The following is a 21,874-nucleotide window of genomic DNA, read 5'->3' as shown; positions in this document are numbered from 1 at the left end:
CGCGCCAGTTGCTGGTGCGCTGCAACCGGGCGACGGGGATGCGTCGAGCACCCCGTCCGCATCTGTCGCCGGCGCGCCGCGGGTGCGCCTGATCGCCGCCCCGGGCCGGTTGCGCGGCACCGGTGGCCGCCCCGGTTGTGATCCGGCGGGCTTCATGTTAAAAAGCCCGTCCTTTCCGTTTTCGCGCCGGCCATGCTGCGGCACCTTCCCATGACTTACTGCGCGATCGATTTCGGCACGTCCAATTCCGCCGTGGCATTGCCCGACGGCGATGGCATGCGCCTCGCGCCCGTCGAGGGCGACCACCTGACGCTGCCCACCGCGATCTTCTTCAACAACGACGAGCAGACGGTCGAATACGGCCGCGCGGCGCTCGCGTCCTATATCGACGGTTTCGACGGCCGCCTGATGCGCTCGATGAAGAGCATCCTCGGCTCGCCGCTCGCGGAAACCACGACCGATCTCGGCGACGGCAGCGCGATGGCGTACACGGAGATCATCGCGTGCTTCCTGACGCACTTGAAGCGCAAGGCCGAAGCGCGCGCCGGCGCGCCGATCGGCCGCGCGGTGCTCGGCCGGCCGGTGTTCTTCGTCGACGACGATCCGCGTGCCGACCGCCTCGCGCAGGACCAGCTCGAAGCGGCCGCGCAGTCGGTTGGATTCACGGACGTGCATTTCCAGTACGAACCGATCGCGGCCGCGTTCGACTATGAGTCGCGCCAGCAGGCCGAGCGGCTCGTGCTGGTCGCCGACATCGGCGGCGGTACGTCGGACTTCTCGCTGGTGCGCGTCGGACCGGAGCGGATGGCGCGCCTCGAGCGCAAGGACGACGTGCTCGCGCATCACGGCGTGCATGTCGCGGGCACCGATTACGACCGCCGCGTCGAACTGGCGGCGATCCTGCCGGCGTTCGGCTACCGCTCGCTCGATCCCGAGGGGCGCGAGCTGCCGAACCGGATCTACTTCGACCTGGCGACCTGGCACCTGATCAACACGGTCTACACGCCGAAGCGGCTGGGCGAGCTGAAGCTGATGAAGCACCTGTACCAGGACGTACGGCAGTACGACCGGCTTACCCGCGTAGTCGAGCAGCGGCTCGGGCATGCGCTGATGGCACGCGCGGAAGAAGCGAAGATCGGCGTTGCGGCGGGCGGGGAGACCATGATCGACCTGAACGACGTGGAAGAGGATCTGCAGATCGCGTTCGACGCCGAACGCCTCGTCGATGCAAGCGTCGACGACACCGCGCGCATCGTCGATGCCGCGCGCGAAACAGTGCGGCTGGCGGGTGTCGCTCCGCGCGACGTCGGCGCGCTGTATTTCACCGGCGGCTCGACCGGGCTGGCGTTCCTGTCGGGTGCGCTTGCCGGCGCATTCCCGGACGCGCAACCGGTGTTCGGTGACCGCCTCGCGAGCGTCGCAACCGGGCTCGGCATTCACGCGCAGCGGCTATTCGGCTGAACGAAGGCCATTCGAATCGGCGGCGGCCGCATGGCTGCCACGCCGGAAAACAAAAAGCCCCGCCGAAGCGGGGCTTTTTTACACGAAATATCGCGCCGAACTTAGACCGGACGGATGTTCGCAGCTTGCAGACCCTTCGGGCCCGTCTTCACTTCGAATTCAACCTTCTGGTTTTCTTGCAGCGTCTTGAAGCCTTCGACGCGGATTTCCGAGAAGTGCGCGAACAGATCGTCGCCGCCGCCTTCCGGGGTGATGAAGCCGAAGCCCTTTGCGTCATTGAACCACTTGACGGTACCGGTTGCCATGTTACTTGTTCCTAAAAAGATAAAACGGGGCCGAGGCCCATGGGTGCGGAAAATCAAGGAAGGGGGTAATGGGACCAACCGGAGTACCGTTGATGGGCGAACTACGAAAGAACCAATTCACTCGCCGCTTGAAATCCTGCAACGTTGTTTATACGGCTAATCGCTCTCGCGGTCAACCGGATTTCCATGCACTCAGGGTTATTGCGGAGTTTAGGTTTACAAACCTTGCAAACGGCGCGAATTTTTTGTAGGGGCCGAACGATTTTGGAGCCAACTTGGAGGTGCAACCGTTAAACTACGCGCCGCGCGGAAGGGTTGCCCCGATCGGGTGATCCATCCCCCCAAAATTGCATGCGCGGTGCTGTCCGAGCCGATCCCGGACCGCGGGCCGACCATGCTTTTTGAGACATAGGAGAGGATGTGAAGAGTTCTATTCAACGGAACATCGGCCCGTTTGCACTGATGCTGACGGGGCTGGGTTCGATTATCGGCTCGGGCTGGCTGTTCGGCGCCTGGAAGGCTGCGAAGATCGCCGGTCCGGCAGCGATTTGCGCATGGATCATCGGCGCGGTCGTGATTCTCGCGATTGCGCTGACGTATGCAGAACTGGGTGCGATGTTCCCCGAGTCGGGCGGCATGGTGCGCTACGCGCGCTACTCGCACGGTTCGCTGGTGGGCTTCATCAGCGCGTGGGCGAACTGGATCGCGATCGTATCGGTGATTCCGATCGAGGCGGAAGCGTCGATCCAGTACATGAGCACGTGGCCGTATCCGTGGGCGCATGCGCTGTTCGTGAACGGCGAACTGTCGGTACCTGGCTTGCTGCTGTCGGCCGTGCTGGTCGTCATCTATTTCATGCTGAACTACTGGGGTGTCAAGGCCTTCGCGCGGGCGAACACCGCGATCACGATCTTCAAGTTCCTGATCCCCGGCCTCACGATCCTCGGCCTGATGCTGTCGAGCTTCCACTCGGAGAACCTCGGCACCGCATCGAATGCGAGCTTCGCGCCGTACGGCTGGTCGGCCGTGCTGACCGCGGTCGCGACGAGCGGCATCGTGTTCGCGTTCAACGGCTTCCAGAGCCCGGTGAACCTGGCCGGTGAAGCGCGCAATCCGTCGCGCAGCGTGCCGTTCGCAGTGATCACGTCGATCCTGATCGCACTCGTGATCTACGTGCTGCTGCAGATGGCATACATCGGCTCGGTGAATCCGGCCGACGTCGCGAAGGGCTGGTCGCACTTCAACTTCTCGTCGCCGTTCGCCGAACTCGCGATCGCGCTGAACCTGAACTGGCTCGCGATCCTGCTGTACGTCGACGCGTTCATCAGCCCGAGCGGCACCGGTACGACCTACATGGCGACGACCACCCGCATGATCTACGCGATGGAGCGCAACAACACGATGCCGAAGATGTTCGGCAACGTGCATCCGATCTACGGTGTACCGCGCCAGGCGATGTGGTTCAACCTGCTCGTGTCGTTCATCTTCCTGTTCTTCTTCCGCGGCTGGAGCTCGCTCGCGGCAGTGATCTCGGTCGCAACGGTGATCTCGTACCTGACCGGCCCGATCAGCCTGATGGCGCTGCGCCGCGCGGCGACCGACATCGAGCGTCCGCTGTCGATCCCGCTGATGAAGCTGATCGCACCGTTCGCATTCGTCTGCGCGTCGCTGATCCTGTACTGGGCGAAGTGGCCGCTGACGGGCGAAATCATCCTGCTGATGATTGTCGCGCTGCCGGTGTATTTCTACTTCCAGGCGAAGTCGGGCTGGAGCGGCTGGGGCGCCGACCTGAAGGCCGCATGGTGGCTGGTCGCGTACCTGCCGACGATGGCCGTGCTGTCGCTGATCGGCAGCAAGGAATTCGGCGGTTACGGCGTGCTGCCCTACGGCTGGGACATGCTGATCGTCGCGGCGATCTCGCTGGTGTTCTACTTCTGGGGCGTGAACACGGGTTATCGGACCCAGTATCTCGACGAGCGTGAGTCGCACGAAGAGATCCTCGAACGGGTCGGTGCCTGACGCCTGACCTGCCACCGGAATCGGCGGCGGCAGGAAGCGCGAAAAAAGCCCGCCCGAGCGATGCTCGGGCGGGCTTTTTGTTTGTTCACCGGTTGGATCGCAGGGTTCAGGCGGCCGCGCTCGCGAACACATAGTTCGTCATCGCGAGCACGCGTTGATACGTGCCGAGCGACTGGATGCCGAGCTGGTAGTCGTCGTCGGCCGCGCCGAGCGCGGCGAACACCGGCAGCAGGTGTTCGTCGGTCGGATGCATCAGCGCCGCGTGCGGCGCCTGCCGGCGATAGTCGAGCAGCGCGTCGATATCACGCGCGCCCAGCTTTGCCTCGAACCAGTCGGTGAATTCCGCGACGCGCGGGTCCGCATCCTCGGGCGCCGCGCTGAAATCGGCCGCGCGCAGGTTGTGCGTGATCTGGCCCGAGCCGATCACCATCACGCCTTCGTCGCGCAGCGGCCGCAGCGCACGGCCGAGCGCGAAGTGATGGGCCGCGTCCGCACGCGGCTGGATCGACAGTTGCGCGACGGGCACATCGGCCTCCGGGAACATCAGCAGCATCGGCACCCACGCGCCGTGGTCGAGGCCGTGCTCGGTCGTCGCGGTCGCGATGCCGGCCGCGTTCAGCAGCGCGGCCGCCCGTTCGGCGACCGCGGGCGCGCCCGGCGCCGGGTAGCGGATCTCGTACAGTGCGCGCGGGAAGCCATAGAAGTCGTGGATCGTTTCAGGGTGCGCGGCCACGCTCGCGACCGGCTGCTGCGTGCCCCAGTGCGCGGACAGCATCAGCACCGCGCGCGGGCGCGGCAATTCGGCACCGAGATGCGTGAACGCGCCGGACGGCAGCGTCGGGTCGATCGGCAGCGTCGGGGCGCCGTGGGACAGGTAAAGCGAGGGCAAGCGGTTCATGGTGGGGAGCCTGCAAAAGGGTTTGCCTGTGACTATAGGCGCGCACCGGGTATTGATAAATCGGCTTGGAGGAATTTGATTGAATCGTAATGGTTGATAATACGTCCGATTCCGGGTGCTTGGGAGCAGACGGGGGCTGGATGTTGCCGGATCGAGCCGGAAGGCGGCTGAATCGACGAAGATGTGTGAAGAACGGCGCCGGAGCGCCGCGTCGAGCGGCTTACTGTGCCGGTCGGATGCCGGCCCACGGCGTCGTCATCGGCGCGCTGAGCGCGAACAGGTCGAGCACGCGCGTGACGGTCTGATCGACGAGTTCCTCGATCGTCTTCGGCATCGCGTAGAACGCGGGCAGCGGCGGAAACACGATGCCGCCCATTTCGGTCACGGCGGTCATGTTGCGCAGATGCGCGAGGTTGAACGGCGTTTCGCGCACCATCAGCACGAGACGGCGGCGTTCCTTCAGCGTGACGTCGGCCGCACGCGTGATCAGGTTGTCCGACAGCCCGTGCGCGACGCTCGCGAGCGTCTTCATCGAGCAGGGTGCGATCACCATCCCGTCGGTTGCGAACGAACCCGATGCGATCGTCGCGCCGACATCGCGCACCGAATGCACGACATCCGCCCGGCTTTCGACCTCGGCCTTCGACAGCTTCAGTTCATGCTGGATATTGAGCCAGCCGGCGTTCGAAACCAGCAGATGCGTTTCGACGCCGCCGGCGGCGCGCAGCAATTCGAGCAGCCGCACGCCGTAGACCGCGCCGGTGGCGCCGGTGATCGCGACGATCAGCCGGCGTGGCGGCGCGCTGGGAGATGCCATCGGGGAGGGGGCGTTACGCGGCGGCGAACAGTTGCTGCAGTTCGCCCGACTGGTACATCTCCATCATGATGTCCGAGCCGCCGATGAATTCGCCCTTCACGTACAGTTGCGGGATGGTCGGCCAGTTCGAGAATTCCTTGATGCCCTGGCGGATTTCGTCGTCCTCGAGCACGTTGACCGTCTTGAACTGGTCGACGCCGCAGGCTTTCAGCACCTGCACGGCGCGGCCCGAGAAGCCGCACATCGGGAATTGCGCGTTGCCCTTCATGAAGAGCACGACCTGGTTTTCGTCGACGATTTGCTTGATACGTTGTTGGGTGTCCATGACTGACCTTGCGTTTGCGGGGCGTTAGAACGAAATGATAGCGGATTTCAACCGGGCGGGCCGGCCATCAGCCGGGCCGGCGGCCGCCTGTCGTGCGTTCGATCGCGGCCAGATCGGCGAGCGATTCGATCGCGACGAAGCCGCGTGACCCGAGCAATGCACGCACGGCTTCGGCCTGGTCGTAGCCATGCTCGATCCAGAGCGTGCCGCCCGGTTTCAGGTAGGCGCCGGCGCCTGCGACGATCGTGCGGATCGCGCTCAGGCCATCGGCATCGTCAGTGAGCGCGCCGCGCGGCTCGAACCTCAGGTCGCCCTGCGCGAGGTGCGGATCGTGCTGCGCGATGTACGGCGGGTTGCTGACGATCGTGTCGAACGCGAGCACCGGATCGAGCGCGGCGTACCAGTCGCTCTGCAGCCAGTGCAGCGGGCCGCCGGGGCGGTGCGTGTCGAGCAGCTTGTCCGCGTTGCGCCGCGCGACGTCGAGCGCCGCCGGCGAACGGTCGAGCGCCCACACACGTGCGTCGGGCCGTTCGGCGGCGATCGACACGGCGATCGCGCCGCTGCCGGTGCCGAGATCGAGCACGGCCGGATGCGGCCGCCCGTCGATCGCATCGAGCGCGGCTTCGACGAGCAGTTCGGTTTCCGGGCGCGGGATCAGCACGTCGGGCGTCATGTCGAACGGCCGGCCGAAGAATTCGCGCATCCCGACGAGCTGCGCGACCGGCTCGCCGGCCATGCGGCGCGCTTCGAGCGCACGGTAGCGCTCGATCGCGGCGGGCTCGAGCGGGGCGTCGCCACGCGTGATCAGCTGCGTGCGGGTCCAGCCGAGCGCGTACGCGAGCAGCACGCGCGCATCGACCGGGTCGAGCGGCGACGCGCGCAGCAGTTCGTCGGCGGTGGTGTCGGGCATCGCGGCCTCAGTCGGTGTCGCCGAGCGACGCGAGCAGTTCGGCCTGGTGTTCGGTGACGAGCGCGCCGATCAGTTCGTCGAGATCGCCGTCCATCAGCGCTTCGAGCCGGTACAGCGTCAGGTTGATCCGGTGGTCGGTCATCCGGCCTTGCGGGAAGTTGTACGTGCGGATTCGTTCCGAGCGGTCGCCGGAACCGATCAGGCTCTTGCGCGTCGCCGCTTCCTTCGCGTGCTGCTCGTGATACTGCTTGTCCTTGATGCGCGCGGCGAGCACCTTCAGCGCGCGATCCTTGTTCTTGTGCTGCGAACGGTCGTCCTGGCACTCGACGACGATCCCGGTCGGGATGTGCGTGACGCGCACCGCCGAATCGGTCTTGTTGATGTGCTGGCCGCCCGCGCCCGACGCGCGGAACGTGTCGATCCGCAGGTCGGCCGGATTGATCTCGACCTCGCCGATCTCGTCGGCTTCCGGCATCACCGCGACCGTGCAGGCGGACGTGTGGATGCGCCCCTGCGTCTCGGTTGCCGGCACGCGCTGCACGCGATGGCCGCCCGACTCGAACTTCAGGCGCGAGTACGCGCCCTGGCCGGCGATCCGCACGATCACTTCCTTGTAGCCGCCGAGATCCGATGCGCTCTCCGACATCATCTCGACCTGCCAGCGCTGGCGCTCCGCGAAACGCAGATACATGCGCAACAGGTCGCCCGCGAACAGCGCCGATTCGTCTCCACCGGTGCCCGCGCGGATTTCGAGGAAGATGTTGCGGTCGTCGTTCGGGTCCTTCGGCAGCAGCATCTTCTGCAACTCGCCTTCGAGACGCACCATGCGTTCGCGTGCGCTGCGAATCTCGTCTTCGGCGAAATCGCGCATCGATGCATCGGCGAGCAACTCCTGCGCGGCCGTCTCGTCGCTGCGCGACTGGCGCCACAGCGCGTACTGCTCGACGACCGGGCCGAGTTCCGCGTGTTCGCGCGTCAGTTTGCGGTACTGGTCGAGGTCGGCCGTGACGTTTTCGCGGCTCAGCAGGTCGTTCAGTTCGGCCAGCCGTGTAGACAGCTGGTCGAGCTTGCGTTGCATGCTCGTCTTCATGGTGTGGAGCGGCGCTCCCGGGCAAGGGTATTCGAAAAGGATAGGCCGGCGCGCGGCCGGCGGCGGGGCAATCGGCCGGCGCTAGTGGCCGGACTGGTCGTTCGAGCGCGGCGCGTGCTGGTAGAAGCTGCGCATCAGGTCGATCAGCGAATCACGGTCGGCGCCGTTCACGCGGTTGAGCGCGCTCGTCGGGCCGTGGATCAGCTTGTTGGTGAGCGCCTGCGAGAGCGCCTCGAGGACGGCGGCCGGATCGTCGCCGCGTGCGAGCAGCTTCTGCGCCTTCTCGACTTCCGTGCGGCGCAGCGCGTCGGCCTGCGTATGCATGTGACGGATCACCGGCACGACGCTGCGCGTGTCGAGCCATTGCATGAAATTCTGCACGCGCGTCTCGATGATCGTCTCGGCTTGCGCAACCGCGGCCTGGCGCGATGCGTTGCCTTCACGCACGATCGCGCCGAGATCGTCGACGGTATAGAGGAATACGTCCTTCAGCTTGCCGACTTCCGGCTCGATGTCGCGCGGCACCGCGAGGTCGACCATGAAGATCGGCCGGTGGCGGCGCGCCTTCACCGCGCGCTCGACCGCGCCGAGGCCGATGATCGGCAGCGTCGACGCGGTGCACGACACGATGATGTCGAATTCGTGCATGCGGGCCGGCAGGTCCGACAGCGGCATCGCGCGGCCGTTGAAACGTTCGGCGAGCCGCTGGCCGCGTTCGGCCGTGCGGTTCGCGACGACGAGCTCGCGCGGGCTCTGCGCGGCGAAGTGCGTCGCGCACAGCTCGATCATCTCGCCGGCGCCGATGAACAGCACGCGCTGATCCGACACCTTTTCGAAGATGCGCTGCGCGAGGCGGACTGCGGCGGCGGCCATCGACACCGACTGCGCGCCGATCTCGGTCGTGCCGCGCACTTCCTTCGCGACGGCGAACGTGCGCTGGAACAACTGGTTCAGATAGGTGCCGAGCGCGCCGGCTTCCGTCGCCGTGCGCACCGCGTCCTTCATCTGGCCCAGGATCTGCGTTTCGCCGAGCACCATCGAGTCGAGACCCGATGCGACGCGGAATGCGTGCCGCACCGCTTCCGACTGCGGCAGCGCATAGACGTGCGGTGCGAGCTCGTCGACCGGAATCTGGTGGTACTCGGACAGCCAGCGAATCGCACCCTCGCGTGCGGCCCGATCGTCGGTCGCGCAATAGAGTTCGGTGCGGTTGCAGGTGGAGAGGATTGCCGCTTCGGGCACATTGGGCGCCTGGGGGCCGAGGAACACGTTCTTGAACGTGACGAGAGCCGGCTTGATTTGCTCGAGCGGAAACGCCACGCGTTCGCGCAGGGCGACAGGCGCAGTGTGGTGGTTGATTCCGATCGTGAGGAGTTGCATATCGAGGGCTATCGTTTAGCCCCATATTATAGCGTTTCAGCGATTTCCTCACTCGCGGCATACCGGCCATCAGCGTCGCGTGGCCTCGAATTTGGGGGCTCGATCGATACGCGGTCGAGCTGATAGCCGTAGCCATAGAGCGGCAGGAGCCGGTAGCCGTGCTCCGGGAGCAGTTGCAGCTTGCTGCGCAGCCGGGACGCATGGGTGTCGAGCGTGCGCGACTTCATGTCGCGGCGGCGGGCCCACACCGTTTCGAGGATATGGGCGCGCGACACGGGACGGGACAGGTTCGCGAACAGCAGCTGCGCGAAGCGGAACTCCTTCGGCGTGAGCGCGACGACCGCGTCGCCGAAGCGCACGAGGCCGTGGGTCGCATCGAATGCGTATTCTCCATACATTTCACGGGAGCGATTCGGCGGCCGCCGGACGCCGGCGCGACGGCTCAGCGCATTGACCCGTGCGAGCAGCTCGGGCCCGCTCACCGGGCGCACGAGGCAGTCGTCGGCGCCAGCATGCAGGCACGACACGACTTCGCTTTCGCGCGGCAGTTGCATCACGGCGATGGCCGGCAGCCCGGGCAGGATCGCCTGCGCCCGCGGAATGACTTCCTCGGCCGGCTGATCGCCGGCCCAGTTGCCGGTGATCAGCATGTCGCAGGTATCGGTGGCGAGCCACTCGAAGAACGCCGCGCTGGACGGAAACGCGTGGCACACATGACCGCCGGCGAAGAGCAGGCGGTTCAGGAGCGCAGCATGACGTGCCTCCGGATCGATCAGGGCGATTCGCATGAGGATTTCTTCAATATGGCTGCCGGTGCGCGCTTGCCATAACGTCGGGTCGGCCCCTACACTCGAATGTTCGCGGCGCCCGGCTGGTCTCGGGTTCGATGGATGAATCGATGCTAGCCGCTGGCAACGTTCACGCCTATGGGACGAATCTGAATTTATAGAAGGCGTCGAATGAACTGGTTTGGAATCCTTGTCCTGGGAGCGGCTGTCGGGCTGTTCGGCCGGTGGTTGCATCCGATGCGGCGCACGGGCCGGCCGGCATGGTGGATCGTGGTGCTGGTCGGCATCGCAGGCGCCGCCGCCGCGCGCATGGCCGGCAACCTCTCTGGACTGTTTTACGATGGCGAAACGCTCGAATGGCCGGTCTGCACCGGTGTCGCGTTCCTCGCCGTAGCCGTGACGGTCGCCGTGTCGGCCCGTCGCTGAAAGCTCTCAGGTGAAATCATGAATTCCCGTCTCCCCGAAGTCTCGTCGGTGCCGGCCCGCCTCGCGCTGCTGCGCGGCGCGATGGTCCGCGAGGACCTGGCCGCCTATCTCGTGCCGTCCGCCGATCCTCACCTGTCCGAGTACCTGCCCGAACGCTGGCAGGCGCGCCGCTGGCTGTCCGGTTTCACGGGCTCGGTCGGCACGCTGGTCGTGACCGCGGATTTCGCGGGCTTGTGGGTCGACAGCCGCTACTGGGTGCAGGCCGAGGCCGAGCTCGCCGGCACGGGCGTCCAGCTGATGAAGATGACGGGCGGGCAGCAGAGCGCGCCGCACGTCGACTGGCTCGCGCAGAACGTGCCGGCCGGTGCGACGGTCGGCGTCGACGGCGCCGTGCTCGGCGTCGCGGCGGCACGCGCGCTGACGGCCGCGCTGAGCGCGCGCGGCATCGCGCTGCGCACCGATCTCGACCTGCTCGACGCGATCTGGCCGGAGCGCCCGGGGCTGCCGGGCGACGCGGTGTTCGAGCACGTGGCGCCGCAGGCCGACACGACGCGCGCGAGCAAGCTCGCCGAAGTGCGCCGCGCGATGCACGCGCACGGCGCGCAATGGCATTTCGTGTCGACGCTCGACGATCTCGCGTGGCTGTTCAACCTGCGCGGCGCCGACGTCAACTTCAACCCCGTGTTCGTCGCGCACGCGATGATCGGCGCCGATCGCGCGACGCTGTTCGTTGCCGACGGCAAGGTGTCGCCGGCGCTGGCCGCGTCGCTCGCGCAGGACGGCGTCGAGGTCCGCGCGTACGACGCCGCGCGCGCGTCGCTCGCGGCGCTGCCCGACGACGCGACGCTGCTGATCGATCCGCGCCGCGTGACCTTCGGCACGCTCGAGGCCGTGCCGGCCGGCGTGAAGCTGATCGAGGCCGTGAACCCGTCGACGTTCGCGAAGTCGCGCAAGACGTCCGTCGAGATCGAGCACGTGCGCGTGACGATGGAGCACGACGGCGCGGCGCTCGCCGAATTCTTCGCGTGGTTCGAGCAGGCGGTGAACCGCGAGACGATCACCGAGTTGACGATCGACGAGAAGCTCACGGCCGCGCGCGCACGGCGCCCCGGCTACGTGTCGCCGAGCTTCGCGACGATCGCCGGCTTCAACGCGAACGGCGCGATGCCGCACTACCGCGCGACGCCCGAGTCGCACGCGACGATCGCCGGCGACGGCCTGCTGCTCATCGATTCGGGCGGCCAGTACACGACCGGCACGACCGACATCACGCGCGTCGTGCCGGTCGGCACGGTCAGCGACCTGCAGCGGCGCGATTTCACGATCGTGCTGAAGTCGATGATGGCGTTGTCGCGCGCACGCTTCCCGCGCGGCATCCGCTCGCCGATGCTCGACGCGATCGCGCGCGCGCCGATGTGGGCGGCCGGGCTCGACTACGGCCACGGCACCGGCCACGGCGTCGGCTACTTCCTGAACGTGCACGAGGGCCCGCAGGTCATCTCGCACTACGCGCTGGCCGAGCCGTACACGGCGATGGAAGAGGGGATGATCACGTCGATTGAGCCGGGCGTGTACCGGCCCGGCAAATGGGGCATCCGGATCGAGAACCTGGTCGTGAACCGCGCGGGCGGGCAGACGGAGTTCGGCGATTTCCTCGCGTTCGAGACCCTGACGCTGTGCCCGATCGACACGCGCTGCGTGCTGATCGAAATGCTGCATGAAGAAGAGCGCGCGTGGCTCAACGCGTATCACGCGACCGTGCGCGAGCGCGTCGGCCGGCATGTGAGCGGCGACGCGAAGGCGTGGCTCGACGCACGCACGCAGCCGATCTGACGCAACGCGCGATACCGGCGGCACGACGGTCGGACCATGATCGAGAGGGCAACCAATGGCAGACACCGCAGTGATCGTGATCGACATGCAGCGCGGGCTGGTGCAGCGGGCGCGGCCCGCGTACCGGCTCGACGACGTCGTGTCGGGCATCAACCGGCTGACGGCGGCGGCACGCGCGGCGAACGCGCCCGTGTGCTTCGTGCAGCACGACGGCGACGCGGACGACGACATCGTGCCCGGCACGCCCGGCTGGGAACTGCATGAGGAATTGATCGTCGGTCGTGCCGACTGGCGCATCCGCAAGCAGATGAGCGATTCGTTCCACGACACGCCGCTCGCCGCGCAGCTCGACGGCCACGGCATCCGGTCGGTGCTGATCTGCGGCTATGCGACCGAGTTCTGCGTCGATTCGGCCGCGCGCCGCGCGGCACTGCTCGGCTACCGGACGACCGTCGTCTCCGACCTGCACACGACGAACGAGCGCACGCACCTGTCGGCCGCGCAGATCGTCGTGCATCACCACTTCGTGTGGGAAAACAATACGCTGTCGGGCAATGCGGTGACGCCGCGTCCGCTTGCCGACGTGCTCGCCACGGAGTTCGCATGACGATCAAGGCGGTGGTGTTCGATTTCGGCGGCGTGCTGATCGACTGGAGCCCCGACTACCTGTACCGGCAACTGATTCCGGACGAAGCCGAGCGCCGCTGGTTCCTCACGCACGTTTGCGCGATGGACTGGGTGATCCGGCAGGACGGCGGGCAGACGATCGACGAGGGCACGAGCGAGCTCGTCGCGAAGTTTCCGGCGCACGAGGCGCTGATCCGCGCGTTCTACGCGCGCTGGCACGAGATGATCGGCGGCGTGCTCGACGAGGGCGCCGCGCTGGTCGACCGGCTTGACGCGCAGGGGATGCCGCTCTTCGGGCTGACCAACTGGTCCGCGCAGACGTTTCCGTATGCGTGGGACAACTTCCCGGTGCTGCGGCGCTTCAAGGACATCGTCGTGTCGGGCCGCGTGAAGCTCGTGAAACCCGATCCGGCGATCTACCGCGAAATGCATGCGCGGATCGATCCGTTCCTGCCGGGTATCGCGCCGCATGAACTCGTGTTCATCGACGACAATGCGAAGAACGCCGCGGCCGCGACGGCACTCGGCTGGCATGGCATTCATCACACGAGCGCGGCCGCGACCGAGGTGCGCTTGCGCGAGCTGGGCGCGCTCGCGTAGGCGTCTGCCAAACGGCGGCAGCCAGATGAAAAAAGCGGGCCATGAGCCCGCTTTTTCGTTTTGCCGATCCGGAAGCGGCCGCCTCCGGCATCCGGCCCCGCGTTGCCGGGTGCCCGGGCCGCGCCGTTCAGCGGCTGATCGGCTTGTAGCGCAGGCGCTTCGGCTTCGCGGCTTCCTCGCCGAGGCGCGCACGCTTGTCGGCTTCGTATTCCTGGTAGTTGCCGTCGAAGAACGTGACCTGCGAATCGCCTTCGAACGCGAGGATGTGCGTCGCGATCCGGTCGAGGAACCAGCGATCGTGCGAGATCACCATCACCGAGCCCGCGAATTCGAGCAGCGCGTCTTCCAGCGCGCGCAGCGTTTCGACGTCGAGGTCGTTCGACGGTTCGTCGAGCAGCAGCACGTTGCCGCCGGAGATCAGCGTCTTCGCGAGGTGCAGGCGGCCGCGCTCACCGCCGGACAGGTTGCCGACGATCTTCTGCTGGTCGCCGCCCTTGAAGTTGAAGCGGCCGATGTATGCACGCGACGGCGTTTCGTACTTGCCGACCGTCAGCACGTCGGCGCCGCCCGAGATTTCCTCGAACACCGTCTTCGAGCCGTCGAGCGCATCGCGGCTCTGGTCGACGTACGCGAGCTTCACGGTCGGGCCCATCACGACTTCGCCCGAATCCGGCTGCTCCTTGCCGGTCAGCATCCGGAACAGCGTCGACTTGCCGGCGCCGTTCGGGCCGATGATGCCGACGATCGCGCCGGCCGGGATCTTCAGGTTCAGGTTGTCGATCAGCAGGCGGTCGCCGAACGCCTTGCTGACGTTCTTGAACTCGATCACTTCATTGCCGAGGCGGTCGCCGACCGGAATGAAGATTTCCTGCGTTTCGTTGCGCTTCTGGTATTCCTGGCTGTTCAGCTCCTCGAAGCGCGCGATACGCGCCTTCGACTTCGCCTGGCGGCCCTTCGGGTTCTGGCGCACCCACTCCAGTTCCTTCTTGATCGCCTTCTGGCGTGCCGATTCCGACGCTTCTTCCTGCTTCAGGCGCTCTTCCTTCTGGTCGAGCCAGCTGCTGTAGTTGCCCTTCCACGGAATGCCGTGGCCGCGGTCGAGTTCGAGAATCCACTCGGCCGCGTTGTCGAGGAAGTAGCGATCGTGCGTGACGGCGACGACGGTGCCCGGGAAGCGCACCAGGAACTGCTCGAGCCAGTCGACGGATTCGGCGTCGAGGTGGTTGGTCGGTTCGTCGAGCAGCAGCATGTCAGGCTTCTCGAGCAGCAGCTTGCACAGCGCGACCCGGCGCTTTTCGCCGCCCGACAGGTGCTCGATCTTCGCGTCCCATGCCGGCAGGCGCAGCGCATCGGCGGCCACTTCGAGCTGCTGCTCGGGGCTGCCGCCGTCGCTCGACGCGAGGATCGCTTCGTATTTCGCCTGCTCGGCCGCGAGCGCGTCGAAGTCGGCGTCCGGTTCCGCATATGCCGCGTAGATTTCTTCGAGCTTCTTGTTCGCCTGGAACAGGTCGCCGAGGCCTTCCTCGACGGCTTCGCGCACCGTCTTCGTCGGATCGAGCTGCGGTTCCTGCGGCAGGTAGCCGATGTTCAGGTTCGGCATCGGCGTCGCTTCGCCTTCGATGTCCTTGTCGACGCCCGCCATGACGCGGATCAGCGTCGACTTGCCCGAGCCGTTCAGGCCGAGCACGCCGATTTTCGCGCCGGGAAAGAACGACAGCGAGATGTCCTTCAGGATCTGGCGCTTGGGCGGCACGATCTTGCCGACCCGGTTCATCGTGAAAACGTATTGGGCCATTTGGGTGTGAAAGTCAGAAAGGGTTGAGACTGCCGCGCAGCGCGTGGGCGTGCGTGGCGTCGGGTGATTCGGTACGGAGCGTGCCGCGCGGGGCGCGGCGGTGTCGCCGCGGATTGGCGGCGCGAGCGCGTATTGTACTTCGCCGCCGGCTGCCGCTGGCACCGCACTGGCCATTCGGCCGACCCGCGTTCACAGCCACGCGGCGACGCCGCCGTGCCCCGAGCAGGTGCCGCGCCGGTGACGGCTGAAGCTGTACGTGTCATCGCGGCAGCGCGCGCTCGCGCCCTCGGGCACGCGGCCCGATTTCGAATGGGCCGGCGCATGGACGGTGTCGCCGTCGCGATTGCGGTACGTGTCGTGCCGGTCGAGGTCGGCTTCGTTGCCGTAGCCGGGCGACGCCCGATACGCATGCGCCGGGGGCGGCAGGGCGGCACACGCGACGAACAGCGTGGCCGACAGGGTTGCGATGCGCGTCGCGCGGCGGAGCAAGGCGGGCATGGTCTCTCTCCGGATGTTGTTATCGATCTCGGGCCGACGGCCCGGGCCGCATGTTAGCCGATCGGCTGAGGATCGTTGCCGCCGCCCCGCGGTGCAGCGACGCTACGCCGCGCCGGTCATCGATGCCGCGCCATCGGCCTGTGCGGCGTCGAGAATCCACCGGCGAAACGCGGCGACTTTCGCGCGCTCCGCATGATGCGGCGGATAGACGAGGTAGTACGCGAAGTCGTCGAGCCAGGTGACGTCGGCAAGCTGCACGAGCCGGCCGCTCGCGAGCTCGCTGCGCACCATCGCCGCCGGCAGCAGGCCGGCGCCCTGGCCGGCGAGGATCGCCTGCAGCAACAGGCCGGAATCGTCGAACGCGGGGCCGCGCGGCGGACCGAAATCGTCGATCCGCTGCGCGTCGAACCAGATGTGCCAACCCTTGCGCTCGGCGTCGTGCAGATGCGGCCATCCGGCCAGGTCGGCGGGCGTGGCCGGCATGCCCAGCCGCGAGACAAGTTCCGGCGCCGCAAGCGCGACGATCTCCACGGTCAGCAGCCGTTCGCTGCACAGCCCGATGTAGCGGCCGAGACCATGGCGGATCGCGACGTCGACGCCGTCACGTGCGAAATCGGCGAGTGCGTGGCTCGCGACGATCTGCAGGTCGACGTCCGGGCACGCGTCGCGGAACTGCGCGAGGCGGGGCACGAGCCACGCGGACGCGAAAAATGGCGTGACACTCACCGTCAGCACGCCGCTGTCGGCGGCGCCCGACACGCGCTGCGATGCGTCGGCGATCTGCCGGAACGCGTTGCGCACGGGCGGCAGGTAGTCGCGGCCCGCTGCGGTCAGCAGGATGCCGCGGTTCACGCGCTCGAACAGTTGCACGCCGAGGTGGGTCTCGAGCGTGCGGATCATCTGGCTCACCGCGCCGGGCGTGACCGACAGCTCTTCCGCTGCGGATTTCACCGACAGGTGGCGGGCGGCCGCCTCGAACGCACGCAGTGCGTTGAGGGGCGGCAGACGGGAACGGTTCATTGAGTTTTTCTAAAGCGAAAGGCCGACGAAATATCGTTTGAGGCAATGCATACGCGCTAGTACCGTTGTCGCATTGGATCGCATTCGTCACGGCTGCCTTGCAGCGGTCGATGCGATCAACATAGTTCAACTATATCCATGAGGCAATCCGGGCGCCGCGCGGCGCCTGGCGGAACCTGAGAGGAGCATCGTCATGAGCGGCCCGCGCGCATCGCGCGTCTTCTACGGCTGGTATGTAGTGGCGGCGGCGTTCGCCGTCACGTTCGTCGGATTCGGCAGTGCGTACACGTTCAGCGCGTTCGTCGAATCGCTGCAGCGGGATTTCGCCGCATCGCGCGGGCAGATCTCGCTCGTGTTCTCGCTGGCCGGCTTCCTGTATTTCGGCTTTGGCATCGTCAGCGGCCCGCTTGCCGATCGCTTCGGCTCCCGGCGGCTCGCCGTCACCGGCATGTTGCTGACGGCCGCGGGTCTCGCAGCGGCCGGTGCCGCACATACGCTGCTGCAGGTCTATGTCGCTTACGGGCTCGGTGTCGGCCTCGGCGTCGGCTGCGCGTATGTGCCGGCCGTCGGCGCCGTGCAGCGCTGGTTCGTGCGGCGGCGCGGCTTCGCGTCAGGGCTCGCGGTCGCGGGGATCGGCGTCGGCACGCTCGTGATGCCGCCGCTCGCATCCGCGCTGATCGCGCACGTCGGCTGGCGCGGCGCGTATGGCACGCTCGCGGCGCTCGCAGTGGTGGTGGGCGCGGGCATGTCGCTGCTGATCGAGAACGACCCGCGCGGGCGCGGCTTGCTGCCCGACGGCGATGCGGCGCGTACGCAATCGGGCGACGGGACGCCCGGTGCCGCTGCATCGGTACCGGCTGGTGCGACCGTGCGCGAGGCCGTCACGTCGCGGCCGTTCGCGAGCCTCTACGCGGCGTGTCTCGTATGCTCGTTCGGCGTCTTCGTGCCGTTCGTGCACCTCGTGCCGTACGCGCTCGATCATGGCGTCGCGCCGTCGACGGCCGTGCTGCTGCTCGGTGCGATCGGCGTTGGCAGCACGGCAGGGCGCTTCTTCCTCGGCGGCCTCGCCGACCGCTTCGGCCGCCGCGCATCGCTGCTCGTGATGTTCGCAGGCATGGCCGTCGCGCTCGTTGCGTGGGCCGGCGCCGGGAGCGTCGCGACGCTGGCCGCGTTCGCGCTCGTGTTCGGCGTGTTCTACGGCGGCTGGGTCGCCGTGCTTCCCGCCGTCGTGATGGATTACTTCGGCGGCCGCAACGTGAGCGCGATCATCGGCGTGCTGTACACGAGCGTCGCGTTCGGCACGCTGATCGGGCCGGCCGCCGCCGGTTTCATCTACGACGCGGGCGGCGGTTATCTCATGCCGATCCTGGCCAGCGCGGCCGCCAATGCGATCGCGTTCGCGATCGTTGCCACCACCGGCCGCGCGCCGGTGGCGACGCGCGCGGCCGGCCGCTAGCCACGCGTCGTCGGGCGCACGGCCAGACGCCTCGCGGCTAGGCGTCATCCACGATTTCCGCTACGGTGTCCGGGACGTCGATCACTGACGGGCGGAGGCGCATCGCGACATTCGACGAAGTGCGGCAGATCGCGCTGGCATGGCGGGGTGTCGAGGAGGGCACGTCGTACGGCACGCCCGCACTCAAGGTGAAGGGTAAGATGCTCGCGCGCCTGCGCGAGGACGGTGACACGCTCGTCGTGAAGGGCGTCGGCCCCGATGAGCGCGCGTGGCTGATCGAATCGGAACCCGACGTGTATTACGTGACCGACCACTATGCGGGCTGGCCGATCGTGCTGGTGCGCCTGTCGGCCGCGCATCCTGACGCCGTGAAAAAACTGCTTCTGCGAGAATGGCGCGCGATCGTGCCGGCCAAATGGCGGGACGAAGGGCCGGGCGGCGCGAACTGAGCATCCGACGCAGCGCCTGCGCGGCACGTGAACCGCGTCGACGGGATGTGTCCGCCGTGATGCCGGGCGGTCAGGCACCGTCATCAATTGCCCGATCCGGCGCCTCGCAAGCGGACGCCAAACCGGACCAAGCGTTGCATCGGTTCGCATCGATGTAACAAGTGGTTCCATCGAAATTCTTCAATTGGTTCTTAGTGAAGAACCGTTTGATGCTTACACTCCATCGCTTCGAAGGCAGCCGACGGACGCCGACGGAAACGGCGCACGCGATGCGCCGGCGCCCTGCGCGCCGCATCGCACCCGCAGCTTCGCAGACTGCGTCGCGCACCGTTCCGGAACGGCCCCCGATTCGGCTCCGCGCCTGCACCCGTGCAGGTGCTGCATCCGGCCCGGCTCAAGAACCACAATCCCTCGTGCTGCCTTCACGCGATACCCGGCCATACCGGAACCGTTTTTTGGAGAGAGACAGATGAGTGGAAGCAACACCGGCCTCGGTACGGGCCTGAAGCAGCGGCACGTGACGATGATGTCGATTGCCGGCGTGATCGGCGCGGGCCTGTTCGTCGGCTCCGGCCACGCCATCGCGGAAGCCGGCCCGGCATCGATCCTCGCGTATGCGATCGCGGGGGGGCTGGTCGTGCTGGTGATGCGCATGCTCGGCGAGATGGCCGTCGCGCATCCGGACAGCGGTTCGTTCTCCACCTATGCCGATCGCGCGATCGGCCACTGGGCCGGTTTCTCGATCGGCTGGCTGTACTGGTGGTTCTGGGTGCTCGTGATCCCGATCGAGGCGACCGCGGCCGCGACCATCCTGAATGCGTGGTTCCCCGGCGTCGCGACCTGGGTCTTCGCGCTCGGCATCACGCTGGTGCTGACGGTGACCAACCTCTTCTCGGTCAAGAACTACGGCGAATTCGAATTCTGGTTCGCGCTGATCAAGGTCGTCGCGATCATTGTGTTCCTGTGCATCGGCGGCGCGGCGATCGTCGGCATCATTCCTGCTCCCGCCGTGTCGGGCGTGTCGAACCTGTTCGTGCATGACGGCTTCATGCCGCACGGTGCCGGCGCGGTGCTCGCGGCGATGCTGACGACGATGTTCTCGTTCCTCGGTACCGAGATCGTGACGATCGCGGCCGCCGAGTCGGACAACCCGCAACGCCAGATCGTGCGCGCGACCAACTCGGTGATCTGGCGTATCACGCTGTTCTATCTCGGCTCGATTCTCGTCGTCGCCGCGATCGTGCCGTGGAACGACCCGCTGCTGCCGAAGCACGGTTCGTATCAACGCGCGATGGAACTGATCGGCATCCCGAACGCGAAGGCGATCATCGACGTGATCGTGCTCGTGTCGGTCGCGAGCTGCCTGAATTCGGCGCTGTACACCGCGTCGCGGATGCTGTTCTCGCTGTCCAAGCGCAAGGATGCCCCGGCATTCCTGCACCGTACCGATTCGACCGGCACGCCGCGCGCGGCCGTGCTCGCGTCGACCGCGTTCGGCTTCCTGACCGTGATCGCGAACTACCTGATGCCGGAACAGGTGTTCGGCTTCCTGCTTGCGACGTCGGGCGCGATCGCGCTGCTCGTGTATCTCGTGATCGCGATCTCGCAGTTGCGGATGCGCAAGACGCTCGAATCGGGCGGTGCCGACCTGACGCTGCGGATGTGGCTGTTCCCGTGGCTCACGTGGGCGGTGATCCTGTTCATCTGCGGCACGTTGACCGTGATGTTCGTCAGCGAGGAACACCGGATGGAAGTGGGTGCGACGGCCGTACTCGCGCTGATCGTGCTGCTTGCTTCCTGGCTGAACAAGCGCGGTCGCGATGCGCGGGCGGGCGTGGGGCGGCGGGTGTCGGCGACGTGATGACGTGACGATCCGAAGGCGGGCATGGTGCTCGTCTTTGGCTGACAGGCAGGTCCCGAGATGAAGAACGGGCCGATTGGCATTTGCCAATCGGCCCGCTTGTTTTTCGTGTTGGCTGCGCATCGCGCGATGCCGCGCGTTTCGCACGGCATCGGCATTGCACGTATCAGACGTTGAACAGGAAGTTCATCACATCCCCGTCGTGCACGACGTATTCCTTCCCTTCCGCGCGCATCTTGCCGGCTTCCTTCGCGCCCTGTTCGCCCTTGTACGTGACAAAGTCGTCGAAGGCGATCGTCTGAGCGCGAATGAAGCCGCGCTCGAAGTCGGTGTGGATCACGCCGGCCGCTTGCGGCGCCGTGTCGCCGATGTGGATCGTCCACGCGCGCACTTCCTTCACGCCCGCGGTGAAGTAGGTCTGCAGGCCGAGCAGCTTGAAGCCTGCGCGGATCACGCGGTCGAGGCCCGGCTCTTCCATGCCCATGTCGGCGAGGAACGCTTCCTTGTCCGTATCGTCGAGATCGGCGATTTCCGCCTCGATCGCCGCGCACACCGCGACCACCGGCGAGTTCTCACTTTCCGCGTACTTGCGCACCGCGTCGAGGTGCGGGTTGTTCTCGAAGCCGTCGTCCTTCACGTTCGCGACGTACATCGCCGGCTTCGCGGTGATCAGGCAGAACGGCTTGAGCAGCGCCTGCTCGTCGTCCGACAGATCGAGGCCGCGCACGGCCTTGTCCTGGTCGAGGTGCGCGCGCACCTTCTCGAGCACCGCGGCGAGCTTCACCGCTTCCTTGTCGTTGCCCGACTTCGCGGCCTTCGAGTAGCGCGTGAGCGCCTTCTCGACGGTGCCGAGATCGGCGAGCGCGAGTTCGGTGTTGATCACTTCGATGTCGTCGATCGGGCTGACCTTGCCGGCGACGTGGATGACGTTGTCGTCCTCGAAGCAGCGCACGACGTGCGTGATCGCGTCGGTTTCGCGGATGTTCGCGAGGAACTGGTTGCCGAGGCCTTCGCCCTTGCTCGCGCCTGCGACGAGGCCCGCGATGTCGACGAATTCGACGACGGCCGGCACGACGCGCTCGGGGCTGATGATTTCGGCGAGCGCCTTCAGGCGCGTGTCGGGCACTTCGACGATGCCGACGTTCGGCTCGATCGTGCAGAACGGGTAGTTCTCGGCGGCGATGCCGGCCTTGGTCAGCGCATTGAACAGGGTGGACTTGCCGACGTTGGGCAAGCCGACGATGCCGCATTTGAGACTCATGGAATCCTTCGGACGGGTGGAGCGGCGCGGCCGGACAAGGCACGGCGGCGCGGGA

The 21,874-nt window shown here is 66.8% G+C and carries 21 protein-coding genes; 9 read left to right on the top strand and 12 right to left on the bottom strand.

Features of this window, described 5'->3' with window-relative positions:
- Nucleotides 1-210: 210 nt before the first annotated feature.
- Nucleotides 211-1,461 (top strand): Hsp70 family protein, encoded by a 1,251-nt coding sequence (locus tag DIE23_RS26925; RefSeq protein ID WP_124614900.1) that lies wholly within the window; start codon nucleotides 211-213, stop codon nucleotides 1,459-1,461.
- A 101-nt stretch (nucleotides 1,462-1,562) separates the two neighbouring features.
- On the opposite strand, the gene DIE23_RS26920 is transcribed toward DIE23_RS26925, so the two are convergent.
- Nucleotides 1,563-1,766, bottom strand: a complete 204-nt coding sequence (locus DIE23_RS26920; RefSeq protein ID WP_006477070.1) for a cold-shock protein — start codon at nucleotides 1,764-1,766, stop codon at nucleotides 1,563-1,565.
- 420 nt (nucleotides 1,767-2,186) lie between these two features.
- On the opposite strand from DIE23_RS26920, the gene DIE23_RS26910 reads away from it, so the two are divergent.
- Nucleotides 2,187-3,785 (top strand): APC family permease, encoded by a 1,599-nt coding sequence (locus DIE23_RS26910; RefSeq protein ID WP_124614898.1) that lies wholly within the window; start codon nucleotides 2,187-2,189, stop codon nucleotides 3,783-3,785.
- A 106-nt stretch (nucleotides 3,786-3,891) separates the two neighbouring features.
- On the opposite strand, the gene DIE23_RS26905 is transcribed toward DIE23_RS26910, so the two are convergent.
- The 7 genes from DIE23_RS26905 to DIE23_RS26875 all read right to left on the bottom strand — a co-directional run bounded on the left by DIE23_RS26905 (nucleotide 3,892) and on the right by DIE23_RS26875 (nucleotide 9,993).
- Complete coding sequence (locus DIE23_RS26905; protein ID WP_124614897.1) at nucleotides 3,892-4,683, bottom strand: class III extradiol ring-cleavage dioxygenase; 792 nt, start codon at nucleotides 4,681-4,683, stop codon at nucleotides 3,892-3,894.
- Between the two features lie 220 nt (nucleotides 4,684-4,903).
- The gene (locus DIE23_RS26900; protein WP_006759426.1) at nucleotides 4,904-5,500 is read right to left on the bottom strand and encodes a UbiX family flavin prenyltransferase; all 597 of its coding nucleotides are present in this window, start codon (nucleotides 5,498-5,500) and stop codon (nucleotides 4,904-4,906) included.
- Between the two features lie 13 nt (nucleotides 5,501-5,513).
- Complete coding sequence (gene grxD / locus DIE23_RS26895) at nucleotides 5,514-5,825, bottom strand: Grx4 family monothiol glutaredoxin (RefSeq protein ID WP_011883132.1); 312 nt, start codon at nucleotides 5,823-5,825, stop codon at nucleotides 5,514-5,516.
- A gap of 67 nt (nucleotides 5,826-5,892) precedes the next feature.
- The gene (prmC, locus tag DIE23_RS26890) at nucleotides 5,893-6,735 is read right to left on the bottom strand and encodes a peptide chain release factor N(5)-glutamine methyltransferase (RefSeq protein ID WP_124614896.1); all 843 of its coding nucleotides are present in this window, start codon (nucleotides 6,733-6,735) and stop codon (nucleotides 5,893-5,895) included.
- Nucleotides 6,736-6,742: 7 nt separating this feature from the next.
- Entirely contained in the window at nucleotides 6,743-7,825 is a 1,083-nt protein-coding gene (gene prfA, locus DIE23_RS26885) for a peptide chain release factor 1 (RefSeq protein WP_124614895.1), read from the bottom strand.
- Nucleotides 7,826-7,906: 81 nt separating this feature from the next.
- Nucleotides 7,907-9,205 carry a glutamyl-tRNA reductase gene (hemA, locus tag DIE23_RS26880; RefSeq protein ID WP_124614894.1) on the bottom strand — a complete coding sequence of 433 codons (1,299 nt, stop codon included), beginning with the start codon at nucleotides 9,203-9,205 and terminating at the stop codon, nucleotides 7,907-7,909.
- Between the two features lie 26 nt (nucleotides 9,206-9,231).
- Nucleotides 9,232-9,993, bottom strand: coding sequence for a response regulator transcription factor (locus DIE23_RS26875; protein ID WP_124614893.1), 762 nt, complete (start codon nucleotides 9,991-9,993; stop codon nucleotides 9,232-9,234).
- A 171-nt stretch (nucleotides 9,994-10,164) separates the two neighbouring features.
- On the opposite strand from DIE23_RS26875, the gene DIE23_RS26870 reads away from it, so the two are divergent.
- The 4 genes from DIE23_RS26870 to DIE23_RS26855 are packed head-to-tail and all read left to right on the top strand — an operon-like array spanning nucleotide 10,165 to nucleotide 13,479.
- Entirely contained in the window at nucleotides 10,165-10,419 is a 255-nt protein-coding gene (locus DIE23_RS26870) for a hypothetical protein (RefSeq protein WP_044845896.1), read from the top strand.
- Between the two features lie 18 nt (nucleotides 10,420-10,437).
- Complete coding sequence (locus DIE23_RS26865; RefSeq protein WP_124614892.1) at nucleotides 10,438-12,252, top strand: aminopeptidase P family protein; 1,815 nt, start codon at nucleotides 10,438-10,440, stop codon at nucleotides 12,250-12,252.
- 55 nt (nucleotides 12,253-12,307) lie between these two features.
- Nucleotides 12,308-12,859: a cysteine hydrolase family protein gene (locus DIE23_RS26860; protein WP_124614891.1), complete on the top strand. Its 552-nt coding sequence runs from the start codon at nucleotides 12,308-12,310 to the stop codon at nucleotides 12,857-12,859.
- Nucleotides 12,856-13,479 (top strand): HAD family hydrolase, encoded by a 624-nt coding sequence (locus tag DIE23_RS26855; protein WP_124614890.1) that lies wholly within the window; start codon nucleotides 12,856-12,858, stop codon nucleotides 13,477-13,479. Before DIE23_RS26860 ends, DIE23_RS26855 begins: the two co-directional genes overlap by 4 nt.
- A 127-nt stretch (nucleotides 13,480-13,606) precedes the next feature.
- On the opposite strand, the gene ettA is transcribed toward DIE23_RS26855, so the two are convergent.
- The 3 genes from ettA to gcvA form a co-directional block, all read right to left on the bottom strand.
- Nucleotides 13,607-15,274, bottom strand: coding sequence for an energy-dependent translational throttle protein EttA (gene ettA / locus DIE23_RS26850; protein WP_124614889.1), 1,668 nt, complete (start codon nucleotides 15,272-15,274; stop codon nucleotides 13,607-13,609).
- Nucleotides 15,275-15,463: 189 nt separating this feature from the next.
- Entirely contained in the window at nucleotides 15,464-15,772 is a 309-nt protein-coding gene (locus tag DIE23_RS26845; protein ID WP_124614888.1) for a DUF3761 domain-containing protein, read from the bottom strand.
- A 102-nt stretch (nucleotides 15,773-15,874) separates the two neighbouring features.
- On the bottom strand, nucleotides 15,875-16,792 hold the full coding sequence (gene gcvA / locus DIE23_RS26840) for a transcriptional regulator GcvA (RefSeq protein WP_124614887.1): 918 nt from the start codon (nucleotides 16,790-16,792) through the stop codon (nucleotides 15,875-15,877).
- A 193-nt stretch (nucleotides 16,793-16,985) separates the two neighbouring features.
- Between gcvA and DIE23_RS26835 the strand changes: the two genes are divergently transcribed.
- The 3 genes from DIE23_RS26835 (at nucleotide 16,986) to gabP (ending at nucleotide 20,558) form a co-directional block, all read left to right on the top strand.
- A complete protein-coding gene (locus DIE23_RS26835) occupies nucleotides 16,986-18,248 on the top strand; it encodes an MFS transporter (RefSeq protein ID WP_124614886.1) in 1,263 nt (420 codons plus the stop codon).
- A 101-nt stretch (nucleotides 18,249-18,349) separates the two neighbouring features.
- Nucleotides 18,350-18,697, top strand: coding sequence for an MmcQ/YjbR family DNA-binding protein (locus DIE23_RS26830; RefSeq protein WP_124614928.1), 348 nt, complete (start codon nucleotides 18,350-18,352; stop codon nucleotides 18,695-18,697).
- Nucleotides 18,698-19,166: 469 nt separating this feature from the next.
- Complete coding sequence (gabP, locus tag DIE23_RS26825; RefSeq protein ID WP_124614885.1) at nucleotides 19,167-20,558, top strand: GABA permease; 1,392 nt, start codon at nucleotides 19,167-19,169, stop codon at nucleotides 20,556-20,558.
- Nucleotides 20,559-20,724: 166 nt separating this feature from the next.
- On the opposite strand, the gene ychF is transcribed toward gabP, so the two are convergent.
- Nucleotides 20,725-21,819, bottom strand: a complete 1,095-nt coding sequence (ychF, locus tag DIE23_RS26820; RefSeq protein ID WP_124614884.1) for a redox-regulated ATPase YchF — start codon at nucleotides 21,817-21,819, stop codon at nucleotides 20,725-20,727.
- Between the last annotated feature and the right edge of the window lie 55 nt (nucleotides 21,820-21,874).

It is taken from the genome of Burkholderia sp. Bp9143, from assembly GCF_003853645.1.
Taxonomy (GTDB): Bacteria; Pseudomonadota; Gammaproteobacteria; order Burkholderiales; family Burkholderiaceae; genus Burkholderia.
Note: the sequence above shows the minus strand (reverse complement) of the source record. Positions and strands in the feature narration are given on the sequence as shown.